Annotated in this window: 17 protein-coding genes; 11 read left to right on the top strand and 6 right to left on the bottom strand. The window is 64.3% G+C overall.

Annotation, left to right across the window (positions count from 1 at the left end):
* Nucleotides 1-11 precede the first annotated feature (11 nt).
* From NKH17_RS24290 to NKH17_RS24275, 4 genes are all read left to right on the top strand, one after another.
* Nucleotides 12-1,265: an ABC transporter substrate-binding protein gene (locus tag NKH17_RS24290; protein WP_352901954.1), complete on the top strand. Its 1,254-nt coding sequence runs from the start codon at nt 12-14 to the stop codon at nt 1,263-1,265.
* 526 nt (nt 1,266-1,791) lie between these two features.
* Nucleotides 1,792-2,718: a carbohydrate ABC transporter permease gene (locus tag NKH17_RS24285; RefSeq protein ID WP_254817448.1), complete on the top strand. Its 927-nt coding sequence runs from the start codon at nt 1,792-1,794 to the stop codon at nt 2,716-2,718.
* Nucleotides 2,718-3,575, top strand: coding sequence for a carbohydrate ABC transporter permease (locus tag NKH17_RS24280; RefSeq protein ID WP_352479924.1), 858 nt, complete (start codon nt 2,718-2,720; stop codon nt 3,573-3,575). Before NKH17_RS24285 ends, NKH17_RS24280 begins: the two co-directional genes overlap by 1 nt.
* A gap of 27 nt (nt 3,576-3,602) precedes the next feature.
* Complete coding sequence (locus NKH17_RS24275) at nt 3,603-5,585, top strand: glycoside hydrolase family 127 protein (protein WP_352899876.1); 1,983 nt, start codon at nt 3,603-3,605, stop codon at nt 5,583-5,585.
* Here NKH17_RS24275 and NKH17_RS24270 read toward each other — a convergent pair.
* Nucleotides 5,572-6,312: a gamma-glutamylcyclotransferase gene (locus tag NKH17_RS24270; protein ID WP_352479926.1), complete on the bottom strand. Its 741-nt coding sequence runs from the start codon at nt 6,310-6,312 to the stop codon at nt 5,572-5,574. The genes NKH17_RS24275 and NKH17_RS24270 overlap by 14 nt on opposite strands.
* Before the next feature lie 211 nt (nt 6,313-6,523).
* Nucleotides 6,524-7,906: an FAD-binding oxidoreductase gene (locus NKH17_RS24265; RefSeq protein ID WP_352479927.1), complete on the bottom strand. Its 1,383-nt coding sequence runs from the start codon at nt 7,904-7,906 to the stop codon at nt 6,524-6,526.
* Between the two features lie 226 nt (nt 7,907-8,132).
* Here NKH17_RS24265 and NKH17_RS24260 point away from each other — a divergent pair, with 226 nt between their 5' ends.
* A complete protein-coding gene (locus NKH17_RS24260) occupies nt 8,133-9,140 on the top strand; it encodes an AraC family transcriptional regulator (protein ID WP_352479928.1) in 1,008 nt (335 codons plus the stop codon).
* Between the two features lie 122 nt (nt 9,141-9,262).
* Here the strand turns inward: NKH17_RS24260 and efp are convergent, their stop codons facing one another.
* Nucleotides 9,263-9,829 carry an elongation factor P gene (gene efp, locus NKH17_RS24255; RefSeq protein WP_023674374.1) on the bottom strand — a complete coding sequence of 189 codons (567 nt, stop codon included), beginning with the start codon at nt 9,827-9,829 and terminating at the stop codon, nt 9,263-9,265.
* 114 nt (nt 9,830-9,943) lie between these two features.
* Between efp and epmA the strand changes: the two genes are divergently transcribed.
* Entirely contained in the window at nt 9,944-10,990 is a 1,047-nt protein-coding gene (gene epmA / locus NKH17_RS24250; RefSeq protein ID WP_352479929.1) for an EF-P lysine aminoacylase EpmA, read from the top strand.
* A 46-nt stretch (nt 10,991-11,036) separates the two neighbouring features.
* Here epmA and NKH17_RS24245 read toward each other — a convergent pair whose 3' ends face one another.
* The gene (locus NKH17_RS24245) at nt 11,037-11,207 is read right to left on the bottom strand and encodes a hypothetical protein (RefSeq protein ID WP_352479930.1); all 171 of its coding nucleotides are present in this window, start codon (nt 11,205-11,207) and stop codon (nt 11,037-11,039) included.
* Between the two features lie 104 nt (nt 11,208-11,311).
* Here NKH17_RS24245 and NKH17_RS24240 point away from each other — a divergent pair, with 104 nt between their 5' ends.
* Complete coding sequence (locus tag NKH17_RS24240) at nt 11,312-11,986, top strand: DUF8692 domain-containing protein (protein WP_352479931.1); 675 nt, start codon at nt 11,312-11,314, stop codon at nt 11,984-11,986.
* Nucleotides 11,987-11,998: 12 nt separating this feature from the next.
* Here NKH17_RS24240 and NKH17_RS24235 read toward each other — a convergent pair whose 3' ends face one another.
* Complete coding sequence (locus tag NKH17_RS24235; protein WP_352479932.1) at nt 11,999-12,310, bottom strand: ABC transporter permease; 312 nt, start codon at nt 12,308-12,310, stop codon at nt 11,999-12,001.
* Nucleotides 12,304-12,444, bottom strand: a complete 141-nt coding sequence (locus NKH17_RS24230; protein WP_352479933.1) for a hypothetical protein — start codon at nt 12,442-12,444, stop codon at nt 12,304-12,306. The genes NKH17_RS24235 and NKH17_RS24230 overlap by 7 nt, the downstream gene beginning before the upstream one ends.
* Before the next feature lie 20 nt (nt 12,445-12,464).
* Here NKH17_RS24230 and NKH17_RS24225 point away from each other — a divergent pair, with 20 nt between their 5' ends.
* The 4 genes from NKH17_RS24225 to NKH17_RS24210 all read left to right on the top strand — a co-directional run bounded on the left by NKH17_RS24225 (nt 12,465) and on the right by NKH17_RS24210 (nt 15,575).
* The gene (locus NKH17_RS24225; protein ID WP_352899871.1) at nt 12,465-12,956 is read left to right on the top strand and encodes an FAD-dependent oxidoreductase; all 492 of its coding nucleotides are present in this window, start codon (nt 12,465-12,467) and stop codon (nt 12,954-12,956) included.
* Between the two features lie 162 nt (nt 12,957-13,118).
* Nucleotides 13,119-14,462, top strand: coding sequence for a TldD/PmbA family protein (locus NKH17_RS24220; protein ID WP_352479936.1), 1,344 nt, complete (start codon nt 13,119-13,121; stop codon nt 14,460-14,462).
* Nucleotides 14,449-15,255 (top strand): 3'(2'),5'-bisphosphate nucleotidase CysQ, encoded by an 807-nt coding sequence (locus NKH17_RS24215; protein ID WP_352802486.1) that lies wholly within the window; start codon nt 14,449-14,451, stop codon nt 15,253-15,255. The genes NKH17_RS24220 and NKH17_RS24215 overlap by 14 nt, the downstream gene beginning before the upstream one ends.
* 74 nt (nt 15,256-15,329) lie before the next feature.
* The gene (locus tag NKH17_RS24210) at nt 15,330-15,575 is read left to right on the top strand and encodes a DUF4170 domain-containing protein (RefSeq protein ID WP_023674378.1); all 246 of its coding nucleotides are present in this window, start codon (nt 15,330-15,332) and stop codon (nt 15,573-15,575) included.
* Nucleotides 15,576-15,577 lie beyond the last annotated feature (2 nt).

The following is a 15,577-nucleotide window of genomic DNA, read 5'->3' as shown; positions in this document are numbered from 1 at the left end:
GGAGGAGAAGCATGAGAACCACCTTTACCGGGCTCGCCATCGCGGCGAGCATTTTCGGCACGCTGGCGACAGTCGGCTCGGCCGCCGCCGACACCGCCAACATCTGGGTGCGCGCCGACGGCTCGAACTTCATGCCGCGCATCGTCGATGCCTTCAACAAGGGGCATCAGAACCAGATCAAGCTGGACATCATCCCCAACGCCGAAATCATCCCGAAATACGGCGCTGCGGCTGCCGGCGGCACGGCGCCGGATGCACTCTCGCTCGACCTGATCTACACCCCGTCCTTCGCCGCCGCCGGCCAGCTGGAGGACATCACCGACTGGGCGAAATCGCTGCCTTATTTCGCCAGCCTGTCGCCGGCGCATGTCAAGACCGGCACCTATAAGGGCCGCATCTACGGGCTGCCGTTCTCGGCCGATTCCTCGGTGCTGATCTGGAACAAGAAGCTGTTCAAGCAGGCCGGCCTCGACCCGGAAAAGGGCCCGACCAACTGGGCCGAGATCGAGAGCGACGCCGAAAAGGTCAACGCGCTCGGCGGCGACATCAAGGGCTTCTACTTCTCCGGCAATTGCGGCGGCTGCAACATCTTCACCTTCACGCCGCTGATCTGGGCCTCGGGCGGCGACATCCTGACGGAGGACGGCTCCAAGGCGACGCTGGACACGCCGCAGATGCGCGGCGCCATCGACCTCTACCGTTCGATGGTCAAGAAGGACCTGGTGCCTTCAGGCGCGCAGACCGACACCGGCTCCAACTTCTTTGCCGCCTTCGCCACCGGCAACATCGGCATCTCGCCGTCCGGCGCCTTCGCCATCGGCGCGCTGAACACGCAATATCCGGACATTGACTACGGCATCACCTTCCTGCCGGGCAAGGACGGCGGCTGGTCGTCGTTTGCCGGCGGCGACAATTTCGTCGTCACCAAGGGCACCACCAAGGTCGCGGTGGTGAAGGAGTTCCTCGATTTCGCCTATTCGCTCGAGGGCCAGACCATCCTGGCGAAATACGGCAGCCTGCCGGTGCGCGGCGACATCGCCAATGAGGCGCTGAAGGACCTCGACCCGCGCTACAAGGTCGCCGCCGAGGCAATGGCCAAGGGCCGCACGCCCTATTCGGTGGTGTTCAACGACCTGATCAACTCGGCCAACGGTCCGTGGAATCAGATGATGAACGAGGTCTTCTTCGGCGAAGACGTCGACGGCGCCATCGCCAACGCGCAGGAGACCATGCAGTCGATCATCGATTCGGCGCCGCAGAAGTAAAGCGCCGGCGCCCACCTCCCCCTCGAGGGGAGGTCGGACCGCAGGTCCGGGTGGGGTCATCGCGGCCGTGCTCGACGCTCCTTTGATGTCGGCGCGCTTCGCGGAGGACCCCACCCCCGCAGCCCCTTAACCTCCCCCTCGAGGGGAGGTCGGACCGCAGGTCCGGGTGGGGTCATCGCGGTAGTGCTCGACGCTCTTTTGATGTCGGCGCGCTTCGCGGAGGACCCCACCCCCGGCCTTCGGCCGGACCCTCCCCTCAAGGAGGAGGGGGACGTCCCGCCAATGGAACAACAGGCATGAGCACCATCACAGTACGCCGTTGCAATGCTGGCTCCCCCTTCTCCCCTTGTGGGGTCCGAAGGACGGGGCGAGACCAGTGGCTCGCCCCCGGGCGGTGTCGCCGAAGGCGACGGATGAGGGGTGCTCCAGCTTGGCGCGGACGGCGATCCTTCCAACACCCCGTCTCGGCGCTGCGCGCCGATCCACCTTCTCCCACAAGGGGAGAAGGGAAGGCGAGCGGCCAGCCATGACCACCATCACAGCAATCTCCGCCCCGACGCGCCCCCGCAAACTCGTTGGCGCCGGCCGCCGGCAGTGGATCGGCCTGCTCTATGTCGCGCCGGCCGTCGCGCTTGTCGTCGTCTTCTTCATCGTGCCGCTTTGCATGACGGCCTGGATGTCGCTGCACAACTGGCCGCTGATGGGCGCGCACAGCTTTGTCGGCCTCGACAATTACTGGGCGATCCTGCGCGACACCCGCTTCTGGAACGCGCTGAAGTTCACCGGCTACTACACGGTGGTGGTGACGATCGCGATCTTCGCCGTCGCCTTTCCGCTGGCGCTGTTCATCGAAAGGCCGCGGCAGCTGACCGGCTTCTACCGCACGTCCTTCTTCATGCCGGCGGTCATCGGTTTTGCCTCGGCCAGCCTTTTGTGGTCGTGGCTGCTCAATGTCGATTCCGGCCTGTTCAGCCCGGCCGCCTTCGAGCTTGGCCTGACCGAGAAGAAATTCAACCTGCTGGCGACCTTCCAGCCGGCCTTCTGGTCGATCATCGCCATGGTGGTGTGGAAGGTGGCGGGCTTCACCATGATCATCCTGATGACCGGCCTGCAATCGATCCCGCCGGATCTGCAGGAAGCGGCGATGATCGACGGGGCAGGGCCATTCGCGCGGTTCCGGGCGATTACCTTGCCCTTGATGCGCCGCACGCTGGCGCTGGCGCTGATCCTGTCGGTGGCCGGCTCGATCCTCGCCTTCGACCAGTTCTACATCATCCTGCGCGGCGGCCCGCGCAACCAGACGCTGACCGCCGTCTACTGGATCTTCAACCAGTCCTTCGTGTCGTTCAAGCTCGGCTATGGCGCGGCGCTTTCGATGGTCCTGCTGGTCATCCTGGTGGCGCTCAGCCTCATCCAGCTGCGGCTGCTGCGCCAGCCCGAGGGGGTCGACTGATGGCGCAGGCAAGGAGCCGCAAACGCCGCATCGGCATGCAGATTGCCGAGCACTCGACCGGCATCATCGCCTCCATTCTGTTCCTGGCGCCGATCGCCTGGACGGTGCTTTCGGCCTTCAAGCCGGCGCAGGAAGCGCGCCAGCCGCCGGTGCCGCCCTGGCCGACCAGCGGCATCTCGCTCGAGAACTACGCCACGCTCAACACCTTCGGCGATGGCCTCTGGCTGCCGGCGCAAAACAGCATCTACGTCTCGGTCATGACCGTGGTGCTGTCGGTGATCGTCAGCGTGCTCGCCGGCTACGGTTTCTCGCGCTTCCGTTTTCCGCTGAAGAACCTGCTCTTCGTCGTCATCCTGTCGACGATCATGATCCCGTTCCAGTCGATCCTGACGCCGATCTTCCTGGTGCTGACAAAAATCGGCCTGCACAACACGCTGACCGGGCTGGTCTGCGTCTATGTCACGCTGCAGCTGCCGTTCTCGATCTTCATGATGCGCAACGCCTTCGACGCGGTGCCGCGCGAGATCGAGGAGGCCGCGCGCATGGACGGCGCCAACAATGTCACCATGCTCTTGAGGGTGATGCTGCCGCTGGTCTGGCCGGGCATCGTGACCATCGCGCTGTTCGCCTTCCTCGGCGCCTGGAACGAGTTTCTGGCGGCCCTCGTGCTGATGACAGACCAGTCCAAATTCACGCTGCCGATCATGATGACCGCACTCCAGTCCGGCCGCTTCGGCGCCATCGACTGGGGTGCCGTGCAGGCCGGCGTCACCGTGATGATGGTGCCGTGCCTCGTGCTCTTCCTGCTGCTGCAGCGCTTCTACATCCGCGGCCTGATGGCAGGGGCCGTGAAGTGACCAATCGAACCGAACCGGAGTGAATTGATGACCGCATCGCAATCCGCCAGTCAGGGCGCCAAGCCGAAACTCGCCTTCCGCCCGCTGCCGGTGCCGCAGGTCGACGTGCGCGGCTTCTGGGGCGACCGCGTCGATGCCGTCGCCTCGAAGACCGCCGGCATCCTTTACGACCGCTGCGTCGAGGCGCGCATGCTCGAGCAGATCGATCCGGACCGGCCATCGCCGGGCGTCGTCATCCCGTTCCACTCACCCTCGCCGGACGAGGCCGCCACCGCCGGCAACGAGTTCACCGGCTCGACGGTGACGACGCAGATGTTCTGGGATTCGGATTGGGGCAAGACCATCGAGACCGCCGCCTATTCGCTCTACCGCCGCCGCAACGAAGAGCTGGAGAAGAAGATCGACGCCGTCATCGATATGTACGGCAAGCTGCAGCAGCCCGACGGCTATCTGTCGAGCTGGTACCAGCGCATCCAGCCCGGCCTGCGCTGGACCAATCTGCGCGACTGCCACGAGCTCTATTGCGCCGGCCACCTGATCGAAGGCGCGGTCGCCTATTACCAGGCCACCGGCAAACGCAAGCTGCTCGACATCATGTGCCGCTACGTTGACCACATCGCCGAGACGTTCGGTCCCGAGCCCGGCAAGAAGAATGGCTATTGCGGCCATGAGGAGATCGAGCTGGCGGTGGTCAAGCTGGCGCGGGTGACCGGCGAGCGCAAATATATGGAGCTTGCCAGATACTTCATCGACCAGCGCGGCCAGCAGCCGCATTATTTCGACGAGGAGGCGCGGGCCCGCGGCGCCGACCCGAAGGCGTATCATTTCAAGACCTACGAATACAACCAGTCGCATAAACCGGTACGCGAGCAGGACAAGGTCGTCGGCCATGCGGTGCGGGCGATGTATCTCTATTCGGGGATGGCCGACATCGCCACCGAATATGGCGACGACACGCTGCGGGTGGCGCTCGACCGGCTGTGGGACGATCTCATGACCAAGAACCTCTACGTCACCGGCGGCCTCGGGCCGTCCTCGCACAATGAGGGTTTCACCGCCGACTACGACCTACCCAACGACACCGCCTATGCCGAGACCTGTGCTTCGGTCGGCCTGGTGTTCTGGGCGAGCCGCATGCTCGGCATGGGTCCCAATGCGCGCTACGCCGACATCATGGAGCGGGCGCTCTACAACGGCTCGATCTCGGGCCTGTCGCTCGACGGCTCGCTGTTCTTCTACGAAAATCCGCTGGAGAGCCGCGGCGCCCACCACCGCTGGAAATGGCACCGCTGCCCGTGCTGCCCGCCCAATGTCGGGCGCATGGTCGCCTCGATCGGCAGCTATTTCTATGGCCTGTCGGACGACGCACTCGCCGTCCATCTCTATGGAAACGGCACGGCTCGTTTCGATATCGCCGGCCGGCAAATAGAGCTGACCCAGACCAGCAACTATCCCTGGGACGGTGCGGTCTCGATCTCCGTCGAACCGGAAGCGCCGACCGCGTTCACCTTGCATCTGCGCCTGCCGGGCTGGTGCCGCAAGGCAACGCTCAAGGTGAACGACGCCGATGTCGATCTGGCTACTGTCACCAGCGACGGTTATGCCGCGGTCCGCCGCGAATGGCGCAAAGGCGACCGCGTCGAGCTCGATCTCGAGATGGCGGTCGACCGTCTATACGCCAACCCGCAGGTGCGGCAGGATATCGGCCGTGTCGCACTGGCGCGCGGCCCGCTGATCTATTGCGTCGAGGAGACCGACAATTCCAGCCAGCTGCACCGCATCGCCCTGCCGCGCACGGCCGACATCGAGGCGCATCAGCAGCCGAACCTTCTGGGCGGCGTCGTGACACTTTCGGCGATCGCCAAAAAGGAGGCTTTCGAAAACTGGGAAGAGGGGCTCTACCGCACCGAACCGCCGGCGGTGGAGGACGCGAAGCTCACCGCCGTGCCGTATTTCGCCTGGGACAACCGCGACCCCGGCGAGATGCTGGTCTGGCTCAGGGACGAATGAAGCCCGGCGGCAGCGCCCGACCGATCTCCTCGGCCACAAGTTCCTGCAGCTGCCAGAGATTGCGGTCGCGGATGCCACAGGCGTCGAGATGGCGAATGGTCTCGAACAGATATTCGGCGCCCGAACCCCAATGGCCGACGGCGTTGGCCAGGGTCGCCGCTATCGCTCGCTTGTCGAGTTTGCCGGCATAGCGCGGATTGGCGCGATCGACAACGAAACCAAGCGCTTGGCCCATGCCGTCGGCTGTCCTGACCTGCAGCCAGCGCGGCAGGTTGACGGAGGGCAGGATGGTCATCTCGCGGCGCAGCAGCGCTTCGAGATTGGCCGCCACGGGCTCGGCGATCTCGAACACCATGCCCTGGCATTGGCCGCCGCGGTCGAGCGCCATCATCAGGCCGGGCTGCTCGACGGTGCCCCTGAAGCGCTGCACCGTAAAACAGAACGAACGGTGCCAGCCCGTCGCCACGGCCCGTTCGCCACCCCTGACCTCGCCGGCCGGCTTCCACAGCAGCGAGCCATAGGCGAACAGCTTCAACGGCCCGGCCGGCGCGCCGGCCAACACCTCGTCGCGAATGCGCGCGTAATCGGCATCGGTCATGTAGACCATGCCCGGTGTCGGCCCGGCATCCTCGACCGCACGCAAGGTGCGGGCGACCAGCGCCTCGGTCAGCGCCATCGGTGTCTTGCGTGGCGAACGCCGTGATGCGGCGGAAATGACCTTGCTCATCCTCATGCTCTCAGCCTTGCCGCCATGTTGCCGAAGGCTGAAGGATTCTCAAGGGCCCAGTACACCGGCGCGGTATCGGGATTCGAACTATCGTGTCGAACAGCTTGACTGGATTCGACGAAATACCCAGCGGGCTTAAGCGCGTCGACTGAACCCGTTTCAGCGCGACGCGCTTCAGTGCGGAGGCTGATCTGGCCGGCCGCCGCCGCCGTCAAGCAGCCGGCCGGATGTTTTGGTTCACCCGGAAGAGGTTGTTTGGGTCGTATTTCTTCTTCAGCGTAGCCAGGCGCTCATAATTGTCGCCATAAGCCGCCTTGAGCCTTCCTTCGCCCTCGTCATCCATCATGAAGTTCAGGTAGGCGCCACCCAGATCGAACGGATGCACGGCCTCCCAGTAGGCCTTGGTCCAGCGGGTCACCGGCCCGGCTTTCTGTGGGTCCGGATCGATCCCGGCGATGACCATCGACCAGGTCGCATTCCGGCAATTCCAGGGTGTCTCGTCTTTGCCGACGCGATGGACCGCGCCATCGATAGGGTAGAGGTGCATGAGCGATAGCTCGCTCGGCGTCTTCGCCGCCTGCTCGAGATGGGCCTCGATCGCCTCGTCGGACAGCGTCTTGACGAAATCGCCCCGCCAGTACCACTGCATCCCCTTCGGGTAGAGCCCATCGAACATGCTCTGCACCGCGGGATAGGGCATCGTTCCCATCCAGTTGAACCAGGGCGCGGGCAGCGCATCGAGCAGCGGGGCCAGCGCCTCTCTGCCTTTTTCCTCCGGGCCGTTGTAGCAGCACATCAGCAGACACATCCGCTTTCCCCAAAACTCTTCCGGGAAGGGTGCGCTCGAGAGGACGGTCTTGAGCCCAAGAAAGATCCCAAGTTCTTCGGGCGCATTCGGCAGGAACTCGCGATAATGCTGCATGATGGTGCGGGCGTGGCGCTGATCCCATGCGATCGGCCCCGCAAAGACCATGCTGACCTGGTGGAGCTTGAACACAAAGCTGGTGACGATGCCAAAATTGCCGCCGCCGCCGCGAAGCGCCCAGAACAGGTTGGGGTTCCGCTCCTTGCTTGCGGTGACGAAGCTTCCATCGGCAAGCACGACATCGGCTTCGACCAGATTGTCGATGGTCAGGCCATATTTGCGCGTCAGATAGCCGTGGCCGCCGCTCAGCGTCAGTCCGGCGACCCCGGTGGTCGAGATGATGCCCGCCGGTACGGCTAGGCCAAAGGCATGGGTGGCATGGTCGACGTCGCCCTGAGTGCAGCCCGGGCCTACCCGCGCCGTACGGGCATCCGGATCGACGCGCACACCGTTCATCGCCGACAGGTCGATCACCAGACCGTCGTCGCAACTCCCCAATCCTGGTCCGTTATGGCCGCCGCCACGTACCGCAACCAGCAAATTGTTGTCGCGGCCGAAATTCACCGCTGTGATCACGTCGGCGACGTCGACACAGCGGGCGATGATCAGCGGCCGCTTGTCGATCATGCCGTTGTAGAGCTTGCGGGCCTCATCATAGCCGGCGTCGCCGGCGCGGATGACTTCGCCCCGCAGGCTTGCTGCGAATTTGGTGATGTCTTCATCGTTCATGACATTCCTCCCTGTTATTGGACCTGTCGGCCGGCCGATGAAACGCTAATCCCGTCCGCTGTTCCCGCAAATGTCACATCGTCCATTTCCGTTGCCCGATCGTTCAGAGTAGGATTAGACCGGATGGATGGTTGCTCGGGCGGCCATATTGCCGGATAGTTCGAGATGCCTGGCGGAAAAACTCGTTGTCAAAGGGGGTAGCCGATCGTTTCCGGAGGTGTAGTGCATGGATGTCCTTTCCGATGTGCTCCGGGCTGTTCGCCTCACCGGTGCGATCTATTTCGACGTCGACGCCAGTTCTCCCTGGGTTGGCGAGTCGCCGGGCACTGCCGACATTGCCGCCGCTGTCATGCCGGAGGCAGAGCACATCATCTCTTTTCATGCCGTGATGTCGGGGTCGTGCTGGGCCGCGCTGGCAGACGATTCGGTGCCCCCGGTGCTGGTGAACGCCGGTGATGTCGTTGTCTTCCCCGGTGGTGTTCCGAACGTCTTGAGCTCCTCACCCGGGGCGCGGGGCGAACCCAATATGGCGATGTATTATCGGCCGATAGACGAGAGCCTGCCGTTCGCGGTCATCCATGGGGGCGGGGGAGACGAGCGGACCCGGTTCATTTGCGGGTATCTTGGGTGCGATGCGCGTCCCTTCAATCCTCTCCTCGCCGCATTGCCGGCCATCCTGTGTGCCCGCAAGCCCGCCGATGGAAGCAGCTGGGTTATCGACCTTTTTCGGCTGGCGCTGGCAGAAGGTGGCAGTGGGCGGGCGGGCTGTGAAACGATCCTTGCCAAGCTGAGCGAGCTGATGTTTGTCGAGATCATCCGCCGCCATCTCGAGACCCTCCCCGACGATTCGCGCGGCTGGCTGTCAGGCCTACGGGATCCACATGTCGGCGAGGCGCTCCGGCTTATTCACGCTCGCCCCAGGGAGGAATGGACATTGGACCGGCTCGCCCGCGAAGTGGGGCTCTCACGCACGGCGTTTGCGAGCCGCTTTACCCACTATGTCGGGGTTTCGCCGATGCACTATCTTGCTCGCTGGCGTCTGCAACTGGCGGGACGTCTGCTCGAACGGCCCGGAATGAGCATCGCGCAGGCGGGTGCCGAGGTCGGCTACGAGTCGGAAGCCGCCTTCAATCGCGCCTTCAAAAAGTTCGTCGGCATTCCACCTGGCACCTGGCGAAAGGGACGGTCGGCATTGCTCGAGGCTCACAGATTGCCCGCTGGCGTCGTGCAATAGGAAAGAACTGGCTGGGGCGTTGACGCTTCGGTCTGCGTGCAGCGTCCCAATACTCGAAAGCCCCTGGCACAAAGCGGTAGACGATGACCGGCCGCCGCGACGCTTTCGGCGAGCTTCACGCCTCAATCCTTCGCGCGCTCGACATAGGCGCCATCGGCCGTCATCACCACCACGCGGGTGCCGGCGCTGATGTGTGGTGGCACCAGGGTGCGCACGCCGTTGGACAGCGTTGCCGGCTTGTAGGATGAGGATGCCGTTTGGCCCTTGGTCACCGGCTCGGTCTCGACCACCTCGAAAGTGGCGCGCTGCGGCAGCACCAGCGAGATGGCGATGTTGTTGTATTGCGAGATCTGTACCGGCATCCCTTCCACCAGATAAGGCGCCATGTCGCCGACCACGCTTTCCGGCACCGCGACCTGATCATAGGTCTCCGGGTTCATGAAGTGAAAGCCTTCGCCGTCGCGATAGAGGAACGTGTGCTCGCGCTCCTCGACATAGGCGCGCTCGACCTGCTCTGTGGTGCGATAACGCTCGGAAACCTTTACCCCGTCGGAGATGCGCCGCATGTCGAGCTGGGTGACCGGCGTACCCTTGCCAGGATGAATGTTTTCGGCAAAGAGGATCACATAAAGCTTGCCGTCCTTTTCGACGACGTTGCCTTTACGTAAGGAGCTGGCGATGACCTTCACGGGTTTCCATCCTGATAAAATTTGTTGGCGCAAATCGGCTGGAGAGGCCGTTGCGTGCGGCCTAGCGCATCTTGGCCGCAATCGCCAGCCCTCTGTGCAATTCCCCTGAAGCCGATGACCGCCGCTTCGCCCTGGTGGACGCCGCATGTCCACGCCGACCGCCGGCCGCGGCTGATTCTGCGCAACGCCATTGCCGCCGGCATGCGCGACTGGTTCGCCCGCCGCGACTTCGTCGAGGTGGAGACATCGGCCCTGCAGGTCTCGCCCGGCAATGAAGCGCACCTGTCGGCCTTTGCCACCGAGGCGATCGGGCCGGACGGGCAGCGCCAGCCGCTCTATCTCCATACTTCGCCAGAATTCGCCTGCAAGAAGCTGCTTGCTGCCGGCGAAGAGCGCATCTTCAGCTTCGGGGCTGTGTGGCGCAACCGCGAGCGCGGCCCCTTGCACCATCCTGAGTTCACCATGCTCGAATGGTACCGCGTCGGCGAGACCTATGAGAGCCTGATGCGCGATTGCGCCGAGCTCGTCGCGCTGGCGGCCGAACGGGCGGGCGCAAAGCGTCTTAGCTTCCGCGGCCGCGAGGCCGACCCGTTTGCCGAGCCGGAACGGTTGAGCGTCGCCGAGGCCTTCATGCGCCATGCCGGCATCGATCTGCTGGCGACGGTAGCAGCCGACGGCAGCACCGACCGCGAGGGCTTGCATGCCGCCCTGGTCCAGGCCGAATTGCGGACCGCGCCCGACGACAATTGGGCCGACCTGTTCAGCCGGGTGATGGTCGAAAAAATCGAACCGGCGCTGGGGCAGGGGTGTGCCACAATCCTCTACGGCTACCCGATCTCGGAGGCGGCATTGGCCCGGCCGAGCGCCGACGATCCACGCACCGCCGAGCGCTTCGAGCTCTATTGCTGCGGCGTCGAGCTCGCCAACGCCTTTGGCGAATTGACCGATCCGGCCGAGCAGCGCCGGCGCTTTGCCGCCGAGATGGACGAGAAGCAGCGCGTCTATGGCGAACGCTACCCGATCGACGAGGATTTCCTCGCCGCGCTCGCCATCATGCCGCAGGCGAGCGGCGCGGCGCTCGGCTTCGACCGGCTGGTAATGCTCGCCACCGGCGCGCTCAGGGTCGACGACGTGATCTGGACGCCGGTGGCTGGTCCCTGACGAGAGGTTGGGCTGACCGAGGCGTCAGATTTGGACCAATTACATGTCAGGCCAGGCCGCCGCTGGCTCCGTCGGCCAGAAGATTAGCGACGACGAACATCGACAGACCCATCACCAGCGTGCCGGCGGCGGTGATTGCCGGGAGAGCTTTTCGCGCGGCCGTTGGCACTGGCCAGGAACTGCACCAGGACGACTGGTCATGGGCGAAGCGCTGCAACCGTTCCGTGTGTTGCCGCGATCATGGTGGGCCGGCATAGTGCTGGCGGAGTTCGCGGCGCAGCGGAGCTAGCGGCCAGCGTACTTAGAATGGGCCTGGGCACAATGCCAGACAAGAACGCGCTGGACGCAAAGCATGGCGGCGAATGGACAATGTCCTGGCGCTTGGTCATACTTGCGGCCGCAGCGATTAACGTTGTGATGCTCTTGGCCGCGCTGTTCGTCGCGCAAATTCTAGGTCTGGACGCTACGATCTTCTATCGAGATCCATCTGCAGCCGCCGACGTCGGCTTCTACACGGGGTGGATTTCGTCTTTAGGTGCCTCACTATGGATCGGCACCGGCGCTGCGACCCTGTTTGCTGGTCGGCTCACGCGCCGATGGGATTGCACGTTTCTCGGCGGCCTTACCCTGGTCTTGGGCCTCGATGACCTGTTGTTGATCCATGAGGACGTGCTGCCCGTTGTTGCGATACCAGAGATTGTTCCCATGATTGCCTATGCCGTCGCCGGGTTGTTCTGGTTCTTTCGGCTGCGACGGAAGACATTCGAGGGCACGATCGTATTTGTGGCCGCAGGCTTCCTACTCGCGATGTCAGCAGCCATCGACCAGCTGGGAGAGCTGTTTCCAACCCCGGATTCGGCGGTCGACATCGCCGAAGACGCCGTCAAAGAGCTTGGCATCTTTCTTTGGGCGGCAGGTGCTGTCGGGTACGCGGCGATGGTGACACGATTGGGCCGCCCGTGGGTGGATCCAGCCGATCCCAACTCTACAGGCTGACTGCCGCACACGCTATGAGCCAACGGCGGTGATCACCACCGGCACGATCAGCGGCGACAGCAGCAGCGGCATGACGATGCGGCGGCCGGGAAACTTTTCGTCGGAAAGCGCAATCGCTGCAAACGTGCCGAGTGTCGTCGCGATCAGCGTCGTCCCGAACGCAACGATCAGGCTGTTCCCGATCGCTGATTGCCAGCGTTGGGTGCCGAGCACGACCGCGTACCAGCGCGTCGAAATCCCCTCCAGCGGAAAGATGAAGAAGGCGCCGCTGTTGAACGACAAGGGAACCGGAACGAGGATCAGGAGGAGAAACAGGATCACCATGCGAGGCCCTTGGGCACGGAGGCGATGAGGCAGGCGAGGGGGAAGCCCAGTATCAGCGTGGCCAGCGTCTCCGCCGCGGCGACGAAGAATGTGGGCATGAACACCTGCAGGAAGATCGCCTGCTCCGGCGGCACTCTTTCAATGCCTCCAATTCGTGCGCCAATCGCTTCCGGCGGCCACCCGCGCCAATGCGCTGGCGCTCGCCGGTCTGCTGGCCGAGGCCCTGACGGCCTGGGAGGAGGTGGTGGCGGACGCTGACCTGGCAGACTTGCCGCGCTCCAACGGCTGTCTCTACTTGTATCGTCGCGAGAGCGATTTCGCCAAGGCCGCTGGGGGCAGGGCGCTGCGCGCCGGGTTTGGCGTCCATCAAGAGGTTCTGATGCCGGAAGCGGTGGCTGCGCTGGAGCCCGGCCTGCCCGCGACCGGGGCCAGCGGTCTGTACTTCCCGGACTCGATGAATGTCACCGATTCCCGGCCCGTCATCGGTCCGTCGCGCGGCAGCTCCAGGGTGATCCATGCCTTCGGTCATGGTCATCTCGGCCTGACACTCGCGCCGATCACCGCGCGCCTGGTCGCCGAGCTGATCATTGGTCCCGGCGATCCAGCGCGTCTCGCGGCGTTTTCGGCTGATCGCTTCCGCGCCTGATCGATCGAACATTTCGCCGTCGGGTTGCGATCAGGAGTCGCGCCGACCTGGGCTGGATGCCCCCTGATTGTCCGCTTCTCCCATTGCAGAAGCCGCGCCGGGACAATAGATGGTGCATCGACGGCTGCCCTTCAGCCGGCCGGAAATAACAGGATCATGCGCATGACCGATACGCTCGACGCAGCGAAACTGACCGATCGCGTCGCAGCCCTGGTCGAGGCTGCCAAACGGGCCGGCGCCGATGCCGCCGATGCGGTTGCGGTGCGCGGCCGTTCGACCGGCGTGTCGGTGCGGCTCGGCAAGGTCGAAGGCACAGAGGCGTCCGAGAGCGAAGACGTCTCGCTGCGTGTCTTCGTCGGCAAGCGGGTAGCGAGCGTTTCGGCAACGGCGGCATCCGACCCCAATATGCTGGCCGAGCGTGCCGTCGCCATGGCCAAAGTGTCGCCCGAAGATCCCTATCAGGGTCTCGCCGATCCGGCCTTGCTGGTCAAGACGCCGCGCGACCTCGATCTCTTCGACGCCACTCAGGTATCGGCGGACCAGTTGAAGGAAGCAGCCCTTGCCGCCGAGGCGGCGGCGCTTGCCGTCAAGGGCGTCACCAATTCGGCCGGCAGTAGCGCCAGTGCCGGGCTGGGCGGCCTCGTGCTCGCCACTTCGCATGGGTTTGTCGGCCATTATGTCGCGTCGCGCTTTTCGCGCTCGACCAGCGTGATCGCCGGCGAGGGCACCGGCATGGAGCGCGATTACGAATTCTCCTCGCGCCAGCATTTTTCCGATCTCGACGCGCCGGAAGACATCGGCCGCAAGGCCGGCGAGCGCGCCGTACGCCGTATTGGCGCGCGCAAGGCTGCGACCGGGCCGGTCGACGTGGTGTTCGATCCGCGCGTGGCGCGCGGCATTGCCGGCCATCTCGCTGGTGCCATCAATGGCGCCGCGGTGGCACGCAAGACCAGCTTTCTGCGCGACATGATGGGCAAGAAGGTGGCTTCGGCCGCAATTACCGTCACCGACGAGCCGCTCCGGCGCCGCGGCCAGGCCTCGCGCCCGTTCGACGGCGAAGGCGTCGAGGGCGAAAAACTGTTCATGGTCGACAAGGGCGTGCTCAACCACTGGTTCCTGTCGACTTCCGCAGCGCGGGAACTCGGCCTCGTCACCAATGGGCGCGGCTCGCGCAACGGCTCGTCGGTCTCCCCGTCATCGACCAATCTTGCAATCGAGCCTGGCGAACGGACGCCGGAAGAGCTGATCAAGTCGCTCAAGACCGGCTTCTACGTCACCGAAGTGTTCGGCCAGGGCGTCGACATGGTGACGGGCGAATATAGCCGCGGCGCTTCCGGCTTCTGGATCGATAACGGCGAGCTGGCCTATCCCGTCGCCGAGGTGACCATCGCCTCCAATTTGAAAACCATGTTCCTCAACATGGTTCCGGCGAGCGATCTCGACCGCAATTTCGGCACTGCCGCGCCCACGCTTTTGATCGAAGGAATGACCCTTGCCGGAGCTTGATCCGGCCGTCTCGGCCGGCGCTACTGAAGACCTGCAGCTGCTGCTCGACGCTGCCCGCGAGGCAGGGCTCATCGCCATGCAGTACTTCAACAACAATCCGCAGGTGTGGATGAAGGGCGGCACCTCGCCGGTCAGCGAAGCCGATCACGCCGCCGACAAATATCTGCGCGAAACCTTGCTGGCGGCCCGGCCGGACTATGGCTGGCTGTCCGAGGAAACCGTCGACGACCCGGTAAGGCTTATCGCGCGCCGCACCTTCGTCGTCGATCCGATCGACGGCACGCGCGGCTTCCTCGAGGGCTTGCCCACATGGTGCGTCAGCGTCGCGGTGGTCGAGAACGGCCGCACGCTTGCCGGCGTGCTCGACTGCCCGGCGAAGGGCGAGATCTATTGGGCGCTGCCCGGCGAGGGCGCGTTCCTGAATGGCAAGCGCATCAGCGTGCGTCCGCCGGCGGAAACGGCCGAAATCGCCGGACCGAAGCCGATGATCGACCTGCTGCCGGCGAAATGGCACAAACGGCTGAAGCGGGTGCCCTATATTCCGTCGCTCGCCTACCGGCTGGCCATGATCGCCGGCGGCCAGCTCGATGCCACCTTCGTCAAGGCCAACGCGCATGACTGGGACATCGCCGCGGCCGATCTCATCCTGCGCGAGGCAGGCGGCGCCGTGCTCGATCGGCACGGCCGCGCGCCGCTCTATGCCGGCGAAGTGATCCGTCACGGACCGCTCGCCGCCGGCAGCGGCGAACTCCTCGCCGTGCTCGCCGGCGTCATCGCCGGGCTGGACAATTGAACATTATCAATAGTTCCAAAGTCGGCGGCTTTGGTCTAGACCTGTCCCAAACTCACGATATGTGAAGGATCGACATGGCCGCTGAAGACGGAAAGAAACAGCTTTTGCACCTGGTGTTCGGCGGCGAACTCAAGAAGCTGGGCGGCACCGAATTCCGCGATCTCGACGCGCTCGACATCGTCGGCATTTATCCGGACTACCAATCGGCGCACGCCGTCTGGAAGGCCAAGGCGCAAGCTAGTGTCGACAATGCCCATATGCGCTATTTCGTCGTTCACCTGCACCGCCTGCTCGACCCCGAAAACAAGGCTGTCGGTTGACA

Source organism: Mesorhizobium sp. M1334, from assembly GCF_040317995.1.
Lineage (GTDB): Bacteria > Pseudomonadota > Alphaproteobacteria > Rhizobiales > Rhizobiaceae > Mesorhizobium.
Note: the sequence above shows the minus strand (reverse complement) of the source record. Positions and strands in the feature narration are given on the sequence as shown.